This is a genomic window from Rhizobium sp. ZW T2_16 (assembly GCF_044987325.1).
Lineage (GTDB): Bacteria > Pseudomonadota > Alphaproteobacteria > Rhizobiales > Rhizobiaceae > Neorhizobium > Neorhizobium cellulosilyticum.
Genome location: NZ_JBJDRG010000003.1, coordinates 536,045 through 549,590, shown reverse-complemented (window position 1 = coordinate 549,590; position 13,546 = coordinate 536,045). Strand labels below are relative to the sequence as shown.

The window sequence follows — 13,546 nt, the reverse complement described above, 5'->3', positions numbered from 1 at the left end:
GGCACCTCTTCTCGACGTGCCGGGCTTTTTCGTCCTGGGAGGACTTGTTCAGTCTTCGCTGGCTGCCATCTGGGTCAGCACGTCGCCACGACCACGCATGCGCAGGACCAGCGGCAGGATCAGCGCTGTCGCCGCGAGAAGCAGCAGCACGGCGGCGATCGGCGAGGTGAACAGCACGGTGAAATCACCCTGGCTGATCGACAGCGCACGGCGCAGCTGCTGTTCCGCCAGCGGCCCGAGGATCAGGCCGACGATGACGGGTGCGATCGGATAATCGAAGACGCGCATGACGTAAGCGATCAGGCCGAAGAGAAGCAGCATGCCGAGTTCGAACACCGATGGGTTGGCGCCAATAGTGCCGAGCGTCGCAAACACCAGAATGCCCGCATAAAGCCAGGGCTTCGGGATGGTCAGCAGCTTCACCCACATCCCAACCAGCGGCAGGTTCAGAACCAGAAGCATCAGGTTGGCGATCAAAAGCGAAGCGATCAGGCCCCAGACGAGCTGCGGATTGGTCGCGAAAAGAAGCGGACCGGGCTGCAGGCCGTATTGCTGGAAGCCGGCGAGCATGATTGCAGCGGTCGCAGACGTCGGCAGGCCGAGTGTCAGAAGCGGCACGAGCGTACCGGCGGCAGACGCGTTGTTTGCAGCTTCCGGTCCGGCAACGCCTTCGATCGCGCCATTGCCGAATTCTTCCGGATGCTTGGAGAGCTTCTTTTCCGTCGCGTAGGAAAGAAACGTGCCGATCTCAGCGCCGCCGGCCGGCATTGCGCCGATCGGGAAGCCGATCACGGTGCCGCGCAGCCAGGCTTTCCACGAACGCGCCCAGTCCGATGCCGTCATCCACACGGAACCCTTGATCGCTTCCACCTTGTCGGGCGCCTGCGCGCCCTGGGCTGCGATGAACAAGGTTTCGCCGATCGCGAACATCGCAACCGCCATGGTCGTGACTTCGATCCCGTCGAGCAGGTCCGGCACGCCGAAGGAAAGGCGGTTCTGGCCGGTCAGCTGATCGATGCCGACGAGCGAGAGCGCCAGGCCGATGAACAGCGAGGTAAGGCCGCGTAGCGTCGAATTGCCGAAAGCGGAAGACACGGTAACGAAGGCGAGCACCATCAGCGCGAAATATTCGCGAGGGCCGAAGACCAGCGCCAGCTTGACGATGTAAGGCGCGATGAAGGCGAGCGCCAGCGTCGCGATCAGGCCGGCAACGAAGGAGCCGATCGCGGCTGTCGCCAGCGCCGGTCCGCCGCGGCCCGCGCGGGCCATCTTGTTACCCTCGAGCGCGGTGACGATCGAGGCGCTTTCGCCGGGCGTGTTCAACAAGATCGACGTCGTCGAGCCGCCATACATGCCGCCGTAATAGATGCCGGCAAACATGATCAGCGAGCCGGTGGCGTCGAGCTGGTAGGTGACCGGCAGAAGCAGCGCCACGGTGGTCGCAGGCCCGATGCCCGGCAGGACGCCGACCATGGTGCCGAGTGTGACGCCGATCAGCGCATAAAGCAGGTTCATCGGCTCTGCGGCGGATGCCAGGCCCTGGAGGAGGAATTCGAATGTGCTCATGGGATGTCTCTCCGGCTCCGGTTACTGGAGGAGCAGGTTTTCAAGCGGGCCGGCGGGAAGCGAGAGCTGTAATACGCCCGCAAACAGCCACCAGATGGCAAGACAGATGGCGATACCGACCGGAATGCTGATATGCAGCTTGCGCGCACCGAAACCGCGGGCGGCAAGGCCGAACAGCAGGCCGGTTGCGATGGAGAAGCCGGCAAGGCGGATCAGGATCATCTGGGCGAGAAGGCCACCGACAACCCAAAGGACCGGGCTGATTTCCTGACGCTCGCGCTCGGGAAAATCGTGACGGAAGGCTGCAAATACGGTCCAGATGGCAAGGCCGATCAAGCCGAAGCCGATCCAGTAAGGAACCGAAGCCGGGCCGATCGGCGAATAGCCGGTCGTGGCTGTCAGGCGCGATACGTCGACGAAGATGACGCCGGCAACGATGGCGAGAACGGCTGCGATGACAAGCGCCGCCCAATCAGGGCGGCGCTCGCTCGAGCTCTTTGGTGTGTCAGAACTCATTTAACCAGTCCGATTTCTTTCAGGATCGTCTCGGTGGAGGCGATGTCCTTGGCAAGCTGTTCGTCGAAGGCCGCGCCCGACAGATAGGTGTCCATCCAGCCCTTGGTCTTCAGGTTTTCCTGCCACTTGCCCGACTTGGCGAGCTTTTCGATATCGGTGGCGATTGCCTTCTTCTGCTCTTCGGTAATGCCCGGAGCAGCGGCAACCATGCGCCAGTTCTGCAGCACGACGTCGAGACCGCTTTCCTTCAGCGTCGGCGCATCGATGCCGTCGATCTTTTCAGCCGAAGAGATCGCCAGAAGGCGCAGCGAACCGGCCTTGATCTGGCTTTCGAACTCGCCATAGGACGAGATGCCCGCCGTCACCTGGCTGCCCAGGATTGCGGCCAGTGCTTCGCCGCCGCCGGAGAACGCGATATAGTTGATCTTGGTCGGATCGACGCCGGCAGCCTTGGCGATCAGGCCCGCGCCGATATGGTCGGTACCGCCGGCCGAACCGCCGCCCCAGGAAACCGAACCCGGATCAGCCTTCAGCTTGGTGACGAGATCGCCGATCGACTTGATGTCGGACGAGGCCGGCACGACGATGACTTCGTATTCGCCGGTCAGCCGCGCGATCGGGGTGACGTCCTTCAGGGTGACGGGCGACTTGTTGGTGAGGATCGCGCCGACCATGACGTAACCGCCGACGAGAAGCGCATTCGGGTTGCCCTTCTGCTGGCTGGCGAACTGGGCGATGCCGATCGTGCCGCCGGCGCCCGGAACGTTCATCACCTGGACGCGGTTGGAGATCTTCTCCTGCTGCAGCACGGTCTGCATCGTGCGCGCGGTCTGGTCCCAGCCGCCGCCCGGTGCTGCCGGCGCCATGATCGAATAATCGGCGGCAACCGCCGGAAGGGCGATTGCACTTGCGAGGAAGGAAGCGAGCAAGAAATGTTTCAAGGTATGTCCTCCGTTGTCGTCCCGCGAGACGAAGTGTTTTTACGCAACGGAAGGATGTTTTGGGCGCAGCGACATGTCGCCCGCCATTCTCCTCCCGTTATCGACGGCCCCACCTCCATGGAGGCCGCATGCGCTCAAGCGATCACAAGAACCTGACATTTACCTGACATCGCTTGACGACAGTCATTCTTGCAGAAAACCAAGTAACGATGCCAGCTTTTTCAAGTCCTATTGATGTCGCAGTTCCTCGTTCCATTTCGAGATCAATCGCGCTCGCTTCACCTGATCAAGATAGACCATCAGACCTAGGCTGACAGGCACCGGCTTCAACTGTCCGCCGAGCATTTCGCGCATCGTCGTCGCCGTATTGTTGCCGGCGACTTCCGGGCTGACGGCGGGGATCTGCAACTCCCGAGCCATGATCGTCTGGCCTTCTTTCGACATGAAGAATTCCAGGTACCGCTTGCCGAGATCGGCATTGGCCGCAGCCTGCGGAACGAGCCCGATGCGCGACATCACGACAGTATAATCCTTGGGTAGGACGATGCCGACATTCGGGTAACGCGAGGCCCAGTCGGCGGCATAGGAGCCGACGATATTGTAGCCGAGCAGAAACCGGCCATCGGCCACGCGTTCGAGGATCGCGCCGCTTGTCGAATAGAGTTTTACTCCCGCCGCGCCCATGGCGCGCACCACGGACCAGATATCGCCGAACTGTTCCTGGTCGCGCGACATGAACAGAAAACCGACGCCGGAACGTTCGATGTCATAGGTGCCGATCCGCCCATGGACCGAATCGCCGTGTTTGTGCAGGAATTCGATGAATTCGGCTCGGCTGGCGGGTGGGGCCTCGTTCTTAAAGCTCGGCTTGTGATAAACGAAGACGGCCGGTTCGAAGGTGAGCGCATAGACGGTATTGCGCCAGTTCGCCCATTGCGGCCAGCGCCCGCTCATCGGCAGGTCGCTCGCCTGGGCATATCCGTCATTGGCGAGTTTCACCTGCAGGTCCATGGCCGAGGAAAAGGCGAAGTCGGCTGTCTTTTTCCCCGCATCGGTCTCGCGCACGATCCGGTCGTAAATTTCGCCGGTCAGCATGTCCTCATAGGCGACCGCGACATCTGGATTGGCAGCCTGGAAACCGGCGATCATCGGCTTTGCAAGCCCCTCGTCCAGCGATGAATAGACGGTCAGCACTGCCGCATTCTGTTTGCCGGAGAGAGCCGGAAACATCAGCACATTCGCGGCGCTCGTTCCAGCCAGAAAGGCAGGACAGAGCCCGATGAGACAGAGACAAAGGAATGTAAGGCGCGTCATGTACGGACAATGCCTGAGGCCGAAGCCTGCGGCAAGCTGCCACGGGCGTGTCCGCCCGGCCACAGGCGCAACGCATTGTTCGAGCATCCTTGTTCGGCCGCTACGACTGCCTACCTGATGCCGGTAATTCTTTCTCTGCCCCCAACGAGGTTCCCCATGTCTCTCTCGCTCTACGACGTCTCCGTGCCGGCCTTCCTGCGCGGCTTTGCCAATCTCACCGAAATCCTCAAGAAGGGCGAGGCCTTTGCCGACGAGAAGGGGATCGCCCACAAGGAGCTTCTCGAAGCCCGGCTGATCGAGGACATGTTGCCGCTGACCGGCCAGATCCAGCGTGCAAGCGACAGCGCCAAATTCGTGCCTGTTCGTGTCGGTGGCGTCGAAAACGTGCCCTTTTCCGATGACGAAGTGACGTTTGCCGATCTTCACGCGCGTATCGAAAAGACCGTGGCTTTCCTGAAAGACGTCGTGCCGGCCTCGATGGCGGATCGCGAGGATATCGAAGTGGTGCTGAAGACCCGGTCGGGCGAGACCATTTTTAACGGCAAGAGCTATGTGCTCGGGTTTGCGCTACCGAACTTCTATTTCCACGTCACGACCGCTTACGCGATCCTGCGCCACAAGGGCGTGCCGGTCGGCAAGATGGATTATCTTGGTCGTCCCTGACTATCAGCGCCTCGCCATCGTGACATCTCTCCGCTTCACCGATTATAGTCGGCGCTGAAGCGGAGGGATTTCGTGCGTATATTGCTGGTCGAGGATAATCTGGCCCTGGCCGAGGGCCTTCAGGCCATTCTTCGCAGTAGCGGTTATGTCGTTGATTTCGTCGCAGACGGCGCCTCCGCAGAGGCCGCCGCCGCAGCTCAAGCCTATGATCTCGTTATTCTCGACCTCAACCTTCCGGAAATGGATGGTCTCGATGTGCTGCGCGCCATGCGCGCCCGGCAGAACCGCGCGGCGGTGATGATACTGACTGCGCGAGGCCTGCCGGAAGAGCGGGTACGCGGGCTCGATCTCGGTGCCGACGATTACATGATCAAGCCTTTTGATGTGCCGGAATTCGAGGCGCGCATCCGCGTCCTACTCCGTCGACAGGCAGGGCTGCGAAGCTCGGTTATCAGCCATGGCGGCGTCACTTTCGATCTGACATCTCGCACCTTTTCATGCAGCGGCACGCCGCTCGACATTCCGGCCCGCGAGATCGCGCTGCTCGAACTGCTGTTCCTCAGAATGGGAAAAGTCGTCTCGAAGGAGGCGATCGTCGCCTCGCTCACCGGCTTCGACGACGACCTGTCGGCCAATGCCATCGAACAATATGTGAGCCGGCTAAGAAAAAGACTGTTGCCGCATGGGCTGACCGTGAAAACTGCCCGCGGCATCGGCTATTATCTCGAAGCCGCGAGGGCCGCGCCATGACGGGCGCTGCCCTAAGCGCCTATTCCCTGCGCCGTCGCCTGCTTGCCTGGCTTCTGGTCTCCACGGCCGCAATCGGCGCGATCGCTATGATCGACACTTGGGACGAGGCGATCGATACCGCGAACGAGGTTTCGGACCGTGTTCTGGCAGGATCGGCGCTTGCCATCGCCGAACGGGTGATCGTTTCGGAAGACGGCTCGCTGGAGGTCGATATTCCCTATGTCGCATTGGAAATGCTGACATCCGCTGCGCAGGACCGTGTTTTCTATCGGGTCGACGGACCGCCTGGCACTTTCGTCACCGGTTACCAGAACCTGCCGTCGATCCAGCGACGCGAGGGACAGGCGGCGGCCTTCGGTGATGCAGTCTTTCGCGGCGAGCCGATCCGGGTTGCGGCACTGGCGCGTTCAGCCTCTACCGGCATCAATTCGGTACCCTTTACCGTGACGGTAGCCGAGACGACGATTGCCCGCCAGCAGCTGACCCATGCGATCCTGTTACGGTCCGCGCTGCGTATCCTCTTCATGATCCTGGGGGCGGCGGCGATCGTCTGGGTTGCCGTCACGCTGTCGCTTCGTCCGCTCTATCGCTTCAGTGAAGCACTGTCGGAGCGCAGCCCCGATGACCTGCATCCGATTACTGAGCGGGTTCCGAACGAGGTGCAGGGACTGGTCGATACCGTCAATTCCTTCATGGTCCGGCTTGAGGGTGCGCTCGATGCGCTTCGCCATTTCACCGGCAATGCCGGGCATCAGTTGCGCACCCCGCTTGCGATCGTCCGCACCCAGCTGACGCTTGCCAGGCGGTCAGGTGATCTGAGCGAGGTTCAGCAGGCAGCGGAAAAGGCGGATGAAGCCGTGGGCGATGCGGAGCGTATATTGGCCCAGCTTCTCCTCATGGCGCGGATTGATGCCGCCAGCCGTTCGACCGCAATGCGCCAAGTCGATCTCGTGGATCTGGCCCGCACCGTCACCGCCGAGCATGTGCCGCGTGCAGCCGAAGCGGGTATCGATCTCGGTTTCGAAGGAGAGGGAGAGGTCACGGCCATCGTCGAACCCATCCTGATTGGCGAACTGGTGAAAAACCTGGTTTCCAACGCGCTGCTTTATGCCGGTGCAGGTGCTGAGGTGACGGTGCGTGTTGCTGGCCAGCAAGGCGGAGCATGTGTTGAGGTTGAGGATAACGGGCCGGGCATCCCGCCTGATCGCCGCGAAACTGTGCTGAGGCGCTTCGAGCGCGGCGATGTAAGCGGGCAGGGGCGACCGGGAACCGGGTTGGGCCTTCCGATCGTGGAGGAAATCGCGCGGCTGCATGGTGCAAGCCTCAGCCTCGAAGATGGCGCTGGAGGCAAGGGTCTGAAGGTGCGCGTTGTTTTTTCGGTGACGGCCTAGGCAAGCCGCCAGCCCCTCATCCGTCTGCCACCACCTTCTCCCCGTTTACGGGGGAGAGGGCTAGGGTAAGGGGTAAATCCCAAATCTATGCTTGATAAACGATGACGCCGCCGATCCATGTGCGCTGCGGGTGAAGGCTTGCGTCCAGCACCACAAAATCGGCATCGAACCCGGGCTTGAGCGATCCCTTTTTATCCGCAATCTGGACAGCATCCGCCGGATAGGCCGACGCCATTCGCAGCGCTTCCTCCAGCGGCAGATCGAGCGTTTCGTGAACCAGCCGCACGCAGGCAGCCATGTCGATATCGGCGCCGGCAAGCGTGCCGTCGGCAAGCGTGAGACGGCCGTCATGGCGCAGGATTTCCCGGCCGTTGAGGGTAAACGATGTCATGTCTGTGCCGATCGGCGACATGGCGTCGGTCACGAGAAAAATCTTTCCCGGTCCGTTCTTGGCGCGCAGGGCTGCCGCCATCGCTGCCGGATGCACATGGATGCCGTCTGCAATCAGGCCGGCATGCAGGTTTCTCGTATCGAGTGCCGCGCCGACCATGCCCGGCTCGCGATGGCCGAGCGGGCTCATGGCGTTGAACAGATGGGTAACGGTCCGCGCTCCGGCGGTGGCATAGAGGCGAGCCGTGTCGTAGCTGGCTTCCGTATGGCCGAGGCTTACGGTGATGCCGGCGCGCGCGAGCGTGTTGACCTGTTCGGGAGAAACGCTTTCCGGCGCGATCGTCACCATCAGCGCGTCGAGCGCCTCACCGCAGGAGAGGATCAATTCGAGGTCCTGCTCCTCCATCGGCCGGATCAGCGCCGGATCATGCGCGCCCTTGCGGGCAAGCGAAAGATGCGGGCCTTCCAGATGCAGGCCGAGAAAACCGGCAACACCCTGTTTCTTTGCCTCGATCCCGGCCGCGACCGTGCGGCTGGTGATCTCGAACGTGTCGGTAATCAGCGTCGGCAAAAGTGCCGTCGTGCCGAATTTTGCATGCGCGGCGCAGATCGTGGCGATGCCTTCGACGGTCGGCTCTTCATTGAGAAGCACCCCGCCGCCGCCATTCACCTGCAGATCGATGAAACCGGGTGCGATGATCTCGCCGCCTTCGATCGTCTCCATATCCGCAGAGAGCAGATCGACCGGAAGAATGCCCGCAATCTTTCCGCCTTCGAAAATAACGGCAGCATCCTCATGCCAGCCCGAGCCGTCGAATACACGCTTGCCGATGAGAGCCTTTTGCTGGGTCATAGCGTTTCCGTGACCTTCTTCAGAGCTGCAGGCTGATCGGGATTAAAGCCCTTGGACCGGGACCATGCTTCGACGAAACCATAGAACGGTACGATCAGCGCCAGTGCATCGGTCAGCGGATGGCCGGTCGCGATGAAAGGCAGCTTGTTGGCGGCTTTCACCTCGCCGGATGTGGCGAAGGCCATAGCCCGTTTGCCGGCAAGGCTGTCGACGATCTCGACGATGGAAGCCTCGGCCGCATCGCGCGCGGCAAAGGCCAGCACCGGATACCTGTCTTCCACCAAAGCCACCGGGCCGTGCAGCACCTCGGCTGCCGAATAGGCCTCGGCATGCATGTTGGAGGTTTCCTTGAATTTCAGCGCTGCTTCGCTGGCAATCGCCAGCGCCGGGCCGCGGCCGAGCATGTAGAGCGATTCCGCGTCACCAAGTTGACCGGAAAATTCGCTCCAGTCGAGCGTAACGGCTTTTGCCAGATGGTCCGGCAAAGCGCGAACCGCGGCCTTGAGCGCATCGTCGCCCGTCCATTCCGAAAGAAGGGCAAGACCGGCAACGATGGAATTGACAAAGGATTTTGTTGCCGCGACCGCAAGTTCGGGGCCGGCGTTGATATCGACTGCATGAAGCGATGCTTGCGTGATCGGCGAAGGAAGCGTGTTGGTGAGCGCGACGGTCACCGCACCGCTCTTGGTCGCCGCTTCAGCCATGGCGACGATGTCCGGGCTTTTGCCGGACTGCGAGATGGCGATTGCCGCTCCGCCGCCAAGCTTGAGGTCGGCGCCGTAGATCGAGGCGAGCGATGGTCCGAGCGAAGCGACTGGCCGGCCGGCCGTCAGTTCGATCGCGTATTTGATGAAGGTTGCGGCGTGATCGGAAGAGCCGCGGGCGATCGTCACGAGGAATGCCGGATCCTTGTCGCGGAGCGCTCGACCCGCCTTGGCAAGGTCTGCAGCCGATCGGTCGAGCAGTCGGGTCGCCGCTTCCGGTATCTCGTTGATCTCCTGGCGCATATGGGTCAGCATCTTGCAATCCTCGACTTGTCAGTTTTCTCCGAGCGAAAGCTCGGCCACGAAATCATAGGCGTCGCCGCGATAAAGCGAGCGCGTCAGTTCCACCACCCGGCCGGATGCCAGATAGGAAACCCGCTCGATAGAAAGGCCGGCGGCGTCGATCGGCACTTCCAGAAGCCCGGCATCGGTCTTTTTCATGTTGGTGGCGGAAATACGCTGGATGGCGCGCACCGGTCGCGCATTCTTTTTCTCGAGTTCGGCATAAAGCGAACCCGTGAGCGAAACCGGATCGGGCAGGAATTCGGCGGAAATGCTGGCCCGCTCGATTGCGAGCGGCATGTCGTTGCCGAAACGCAGGCGGCCGATCCGGGCGACCATCGTGCCGGGGGCGAGGCCCAGCATCATCATCTCTTCCGGCGAGGGATGAAAAAGCCCGCGCTCCAGCCATTCCGAGCGGGAAACAAGGCCGCGCCGCGCCATGTCCTCGGTAAACGAGGTGAGCTTGGTGAGCGGCTGCTCGACCCGCGACAGCGGCTTGACCACGAACGTGCCGGACCCGTGCTTGCGCGTAAGCAAGCCGTCCTTGACGAGATCGTCGACCGCCTTGCGCACAGTGACGCGGCTGACATTGGCATAGTCGGCAAGGTCGCGCTCGGCCGGCAAGGCGTCGCCATGGCCGAGCTTGCCGGAAAGAATGGCCTCTTCCAAGCTCTGGCGCAGTTTCAGGTAAAGCGGCCCCGACCCTGCCGATTGCAGGCCGTCGAGCGGCAGGATCGCGGTCAGCGTATCGCTCATGCGCGCACCTCCGCCTTGTCCGCATAAGCCTTCACTGCCAGCTCGACGGCACCCGTCAGTGCATCGGCACGCGGTTCGGAAAGGTGCGTCCGGTGCCGTTCGGAAAGATAGGGCGGATAAAGCGGTGCCAGGCCGCCGAGCAGGCAGAGCTTGCCCTTCGCTCCGGTAACGGCGCTGACTGCATCGAGCGCTTCGTCGACGCCGCTTGCGCCGGTTTTCAGAATTCGCAGCGCGGTCTGATCGTTCTGGCCCGCAAATTCGAACACCTTAGGCGTATAGCGGCCGAAATCACCCGGTTTGGCCAGCCGCGCGAAATCAACGATCAGTTCGGGATTGCCGTCGAATTCCTCAAGGATGGCTTGAGTCAGAGGGCTCACCGGCCGGATCTTGTCGAAGGCGAGCAGCGTTTCCTGCAGCGCCAGCTGGCCGAGCCTTGCGCCGCTACCGAGATCGCTGACCTGAAAACCCCAGCCGGCTATGGATTTGAACTGGCCCTGATCTCGAATGATATAGACGGTTCCGGTTCCCACGATGCCGATCGCACCATCTTCGTCGCCGATGGCACCCTGCAGCGCGATCACGCCATCGGAAACGATCTGAGAGGCTTTGAATGGAAGCCGTGTCATCACATAACCGACAGCATTGCCGACATTGTTGCCGGCCAGCCCGAGAATGGCCGATGCCGAACCGAGATCCGGTGCCAGCCCCGCATCCTCGAAGGCGAACCGTGCCGCCTCGGTAATATGTCTGAGCGCGGTATCGGGATCGGTCAGGATATTGGATGCACCGCTCTTGCCGCGGCCGAGCATGGTGCCGGCCTGATCGGCCAGTGCTGCCCGGCAGCTCGTCCCGCCGCCATCTATCCCGAGAATGTAACCCGTCATTGGTACCTCCAATGTCGATGATACCAAAAAAATACCATTTACCAAGAGCGAAATGGCTGGAACGAGAAAATCGACGATAATTGCTAGATTTCCTTAATGTTTTGGCGGTTCTGCAGGTCGCTACGGCCTTCGATGGTAACGATTATTAATTTCCCGCTGGACAATTGGTATTTTTTTGGCATCATTTTGATCAGAGGGAGAAACGGATGAGCCAAAAAGCCACCGAAGCCAGACACAAGAAAGCGGAAGGCCTCGATACGCGGGCGCCTGAGGATATTCTTGCGCTTCTGGCATCCGGCCAGCAGGACGCGGCCGGGGCGGTTGATGCGGCCATCCCGGCTTTGGCTGAGGCGGCTGATCTCTTGGCTGATGCCCTTCGTTCGGGTGGAAAACTCGTTTATGCCGCCGCCGGCAGTTCGGGACTGATGGCCATGGCTGATGCGCTGGAGCTTCCGGGGACCTATGGCATTCCTCGTGATCAGATCGTGCTGCTTTTGGCCGGCGGGCTATCGAGCCTCGGCGACATGCCGGGCGCACCGGAGGACGATGTGGTGCTCGCTGAAAAGGACGCATCGGTCATCACCGAAGGCGACTGCGTGCTTGCCGTATCCGCAAGCGGCTCCACCCCTTATGTGCTGAAGATCGCTGAAATCGCCGGCAGCCGTGGCGCAAAAGTCGTGGCGATCGCCAACAATCCAGATGCTTGCCTGTTTGAAGGCGCGGATGTTGCCGTCCTGCTTCAGACGCCGCCGGAAGTGGTGGCTGGCTCGACCCGCATGGGCGCCGGCACCGCCCAGAAACTGGCCTTCAACATGTTGTCCACGCTGGCAGCCATCAAGCTTGGCCATGTGCATGACGGCCATATGGTCAATCTGCGTGCCGATAACGAGAAACTGCGCATCCGGGCTGCCGGAATGGTGGCCGAGATTGCCGGCATCGGCTTCGATGAAGCCCGTGATTTTTTTGCTCGTGCCGATGGCTCGGTCAAGGTCGCGGTGCTGCTGGCAGCAGGGGCTGCCGATGCAGTTGCTGCAAGGGAATTGTTGAATTGTTCCGGACAGGTGTTGAGGAAAGCACTGGCGGAACTGAACGTGACGGAAAATACCGTGAAATGCGCCGCAAGGCGCTAACAAACAGGGAGAACATTATGACCCGTCTACTGAAAGGCATGCTTTTCGCCACGACCATGTTTGCTCCGGCAGGCGCGGTTCTGGCGCAGGATGCATCGCTGACCATCGAAAGCTGGCGTAACGACGACCTGTCGATCTGGCAGGAAAAGCTGATCCCGGCCTTCGAAGCGAAGAACCCCGGCATCAAGGTGACCTTCGCACCGATGGCGCCGACCGAATACAATTCCGCCGTCAACGCCAAGCTGGAAGCAGGCACTGCCGGTGATCTCATCACCTGCCGCCCGTTCGACCTGTCGCTGGCCATGTTCCAGAAGGGCCAGCTCGCGCCGCTCAACGATCTCGACGGCATCAAGAATTTTTCCGACACGGCCAAGTCCGCATGGACCACCGACGACGGCAAGACGACCTTCTGCGTGCCGATGGCATCGGTCATCCACGGCTTCATCTACAACAAGAAGGCGTTCGAGGAGCTGAAGGCCGAAGTGCCGAAGACCGAGGACGAGTTCTTCGCACTCCTGGACAAGATCAAGGCGGACGGCAACTACATCCCTCTGGCCATGGGCACCAAGGACCAGTGGGAAGCCGCCACCATGGGCTATTACAATATCGGTCCGAACGACTGGAAGGGCGAGGAAGGCCGCAAGGCGCTGATCGCCGGCACCCAGAAGCTGACCGATGCTGACTGGGTCGAGCCCTACAAGACGCTCGCCAAGTGGAAGCCCTATCTCGGCGACGGTTTCGAAGCCCAGACCTATCCGGACAGCCAGAATCTCTTCACGCTGGGCCGCGCCGCCATCTATCCGGCAGGTTCCTGGGAAATCGCGCCATTCAAGGCGCAGGCCGATTTCGAAATGGGCGCCTTCCCGCCGCCGGTGAAGAAGGCCGGCGATACCTGCTACATTTCCGACCATAACGACATCGGCATCGGCCTGAATGCCAAGGGCAAGAACCTGGAAGCCGCGAAGAAATTCCTGGCCTGGGTCGCATCGCCGGAATTCGCCACGCTTTACGCCAACTCGCTGCCCGGCTTCTTCAGCCTGAATTCGACGGCGGTAAAGATGGAAGATCCGCTGGCCCAGGAATTCGTCTCCTGGCGGCAGAACTGCAAGCCGACCATCCGCCCGAGTGCGGCAATCGTCGGCCGCGGCCAGCCGAACCTCGATCTGGAAATGTGGCGCGTGTCTGCAAACGTCATCAACGGCACGCAGACGCCGGAACAGGCAGCGGCAGAGACCCAGAAGGGTCTGGACAGCTGGTACAAGCCGGCGAAATAAGCTTCCACGAAGCTTATTTTCTGTCGCACAGGCGGCCCCTCACCCTAACCCTCTCCCCGTAAACGGGGCGAG

The 13,546-nt window shown here is 61.3% G+C and carries 13 protein-coding genes; 5 read left to right on the top strand and 8 right to left on the bottom strand.

What is annotated here, in order from left to right:
- Positions 1 to 48 precede the first annotated feature (48 nt).
- The 4 genes from ACI3K0_RS12625 to ACI3K0_RS12610 all read right to left on the bottom strand — a co-directional run bounded on the left by ACI3K0_RS12625 (position 49) and on the right by ACI3K0_RS12610 (position 4,337).
- The gene (locus ACI3K0_RS12625) at positions 49 to 1,566 is read right to left on the bottom strand and encodes a tripartite tricarboxylate transporter permease (protein WP_148146245.1); all 1,518 of its coding nucleotides are present in this window, start codon (positions 1,564 to 1,566) and stop codon (positions 49 to 51) included.
- Positions 1,567 to 1,587: 21 nt separating this feature from the next.
- Positions 1,588 to 2,082, bottom strand: coding sequence for a tripartite tricarboxylate transporter TctB family protein (locus tag ACI3K0_RS12620; RefSeq protein ID WP_148146244.1), 495 nt, complete (start codon positions 2,080 to 2,082; stop codon positions 1,588 to 1,590).
- Positions 2,079 to 3,023, bottom strand: a complete 945-nt coding sequence (locus ACI3K0_RS12615; RefSeq protein WP_148146243.1) for a tripartite tricarboxylate transporter substrate binding protein — start codon at positions 3,021 to 3,023, stop codon at positions 2,079 to 2,081. The genes ACI3K0_RS12620 and ACI3K0_RS12615 overlap by 4 nt, the downstream gene beginning before the upstream one ends.
- A gap of 228 nt (positions 3,024 to 3,251) precedes the next feature.
- A complete protein-coding gene (locus tag ACI3K0_RS12610) occupies positions 3,252 to 4,337 on the bottom strand; it encodes an ABC transporter substrate-binding protein (RefSeq protein WP_148146242.1) in 1,086 nt (361 codons plus the stop codon).
- A 156-nt stretch (positions 4,338 to 4,493) separates the two neighbouring features.
- Here ACI3K0_RS12610 and ACI3K0_RS12605 point away from each other — a divergent pair, with 156 nt between their 5' ends.
- The 3 genes from ACI3K0_RS12605 (at position 4,494) to ACI3K0_RS12595 (ending at position 7,141) form a co-directional block, all read left to right on the top strand.
- A complete protein-coding gene (locus tag ACI3K0_RS12605; RefSeq protein ID WP_183823943.1) occupies positions 4,494 to 5,000 on the top strand; it encodes a DUF1993 family protein in 507 nt (168 codons plus the stop codon).
- Between the two features lie 72 nt (positions 5,001 to 5,072).
- A complete protein-coding gene (locus tag ACI3K0_RS12600) occupies positions 5,073 to 5,750 on the top strand; it encodes a response regulator transcription factor (RefSeq protein ID WP_183823941.1) in 678 nt (225 codons plus the stop codon).
- The gene (locus ACI3K0_RS12595) at positions 5,747 to 7,141 is read left to right on the top strand and encodes a sensor histidine kinase (RefSeq protein ID WP_183823939.1); all 1,395 of its coding nucleotides are present in this window, start codon (positions 5,747 to 5,749) and stop codon (positions 7,139 to 7,141) included. Before ACI3K0_RS12600 ends, ACI3K0_RS12595 begins: the two co-directional genes overlap by 4 nt.
- Before the next feature lie 85 nt (positions 7,142 to 7,226).
- Here the strand turns inward: ACI3K0_RS12595 and nagA are convergent, their stop codons facing one another.
- From nagA to ACI3K0_RS12575, 4 genes are read right to left on the bottom strand one after another with little or no spacing between them, the layout of a single operon-like run.
- Positions 7,227 to 8,384, bottom strand: coding sequence for an N-acetylglucosamine-6-phosphate deacetylase (nagA, locus tag ACI3K0_RS12590; RefSeq protein ID WP_404945367.1), 1,158 nt, complete (start codon positions 8,382 to 8,384; stop codon positions 7,227 to 7,229).
- Positions 8,381 to 9,403: an SIS domain-containing protein gene (locus ACI3K0_RS12585; RefSeq protein WP_404945366.1), complete on the bottom strand. Its 1,023-nt coding sequence runs from the start codon at positions 9,401 to 9,403 to the stop codon at positions 8,381 to 8,383. Before ACI3K0_RS12585 ends, nagA begins: the two co-directional genes overlap by 4 nt.
- 18 nt (positions 9,404 to 9,421) lie before the next feature.
- On the bottom strand, positions 9,422 to 10,186 hold the full coding sequence (locus ACI3K0_RS12580) for a GntR family transcriptional regulator (RefSeq protein WP_148146236.1): 765 nt from the start codon (positions 10,184 to 10,186) through the stop codon (positions 9,422 to 9,424).
- Positions 10,183 to 11,070 carry an N-acetylglucosamine kinase gene (locus ACI3K0_RS12575; RefSeq protein ID WP_183823931.1) on the bottom strand — a complete coding sequence of 296 codons (888 nt, stop codon included), beginning with the start codon at positions 11,068 to 11,070 and terminating at the stop codon, positions 10,183 to 10,185. Before ACI3K0_RS12575 ends, ACI3K0_RS12580 begins: the two co-directional genes overlap by 4 nt.
- 206 nt (positions 11,071 to 11,276) lie before the next feature.
- Here ACI3K0_RS12575 and ACI3K0_RS12570 point away from each other — a divergent pair, with 206 nt between their 5' ends.
- A complete protein-coding gene (locus tag ACI3K0_RS12570) occupies positions 11,277 to 12,200 on the top strand; it encodes an N-acetylmuramic acid 6-phosphate etherase (RefSeq protein WP_183823928.1) in 924 nt (307 codons plus the stop codon).
- 17 nt (positions 12,201 to 12,217) lie between these two features.
- A complete protein-coding gene (locus ACI3K0_RS12565; RefSeq protein WP_404945365.1) occupies positions 12,218 to 13,474 on the top strand; it encodes an ABC transporter substrate-binding protein in 1,257 nt (418 codons plus the stop codon).
- The last annotated feature ends 72 nt before the right edge of the window (positions 13,475 to 13,546 follow it).

Coding starts and splice junctions, on each gene's coding strand:
- ACI3K0_RS12625 (WP_148146245.1), bottom strand. CDS start 1,566: ATGAGCACATTCGAATTCCTCCTCCAGGGCCTGGCATCCGCCGCAGAG.
- ACI3K0_RS12620 (WP_148146244.1), bottom strand. CDS start 2,082: ATGAGTTCTGACACACCAAAGAGCTCGAGCGAGCGCCGCCCTGATTGG.
- ACI3K0_RS12610 (WP_148146242.1), bottom strand. CDS start 4,337: ATGACGCGCCTTACATTCCTTTGTCTCTGTCTCATCGGGCTCTGTCCT.
- ACI3K0_RS12605 (WP_183823943.1), top strand. CDS start 4,494: ATGTCTCTCTCGCTCTACGACGTCTCCGTGCCGGCCTTCCTGCGCGGC.
- ACI3K0_RS12595 (WP_183823939.1), top strand. CDS start 5,747: ATGACGGGCGCTGCCCTAAGCGCCTATTCCCTGCGCCGTCGCCTGCTT.
- nagA (WP_404945367.1), bottom strand. CDS start 8,384: ATGACCCAGCAAAAGGCTCTCATCGGCAAGCGTGTATTCGACGGCTCG.
- ACI3K0_RS12585 (WP_404945366.1), bottom strand. CDS start 9,403: ATGCTGACCCATATGCGCCAGGAGATCAACGAGATACCGGAAGCGGCG.
- ACI3K0_RS12580 (WP_148146236.1), bottom strand. CDS start 10,186: ATGAGCGATACGCTGACCGCGATCCTGCCGCTCGACGGCCTGCAATCG.
- ACI3K0_RS12575 (WP_183823931.1), bottom strand. CDS start 11,070: ATGACGGGTTACATTCTCGGGATAGATGGCGGCGGGACGAGCTGCCGG.
- ACI3K0_RS12570 (WP_183823928.1), top strand. CDS start 11,277: ATGAGCCAAAAAGCCACCGAAGCCAGACACAAGAAAGCGGAAGGCCTC.
- ACI3K0_RS12565 (WP_404945365.1), top strand. CDS start 12,218: ATGACCCGTCTACTGAAAGGCATGCTTTTCGCCACGACCATGTTTGCT.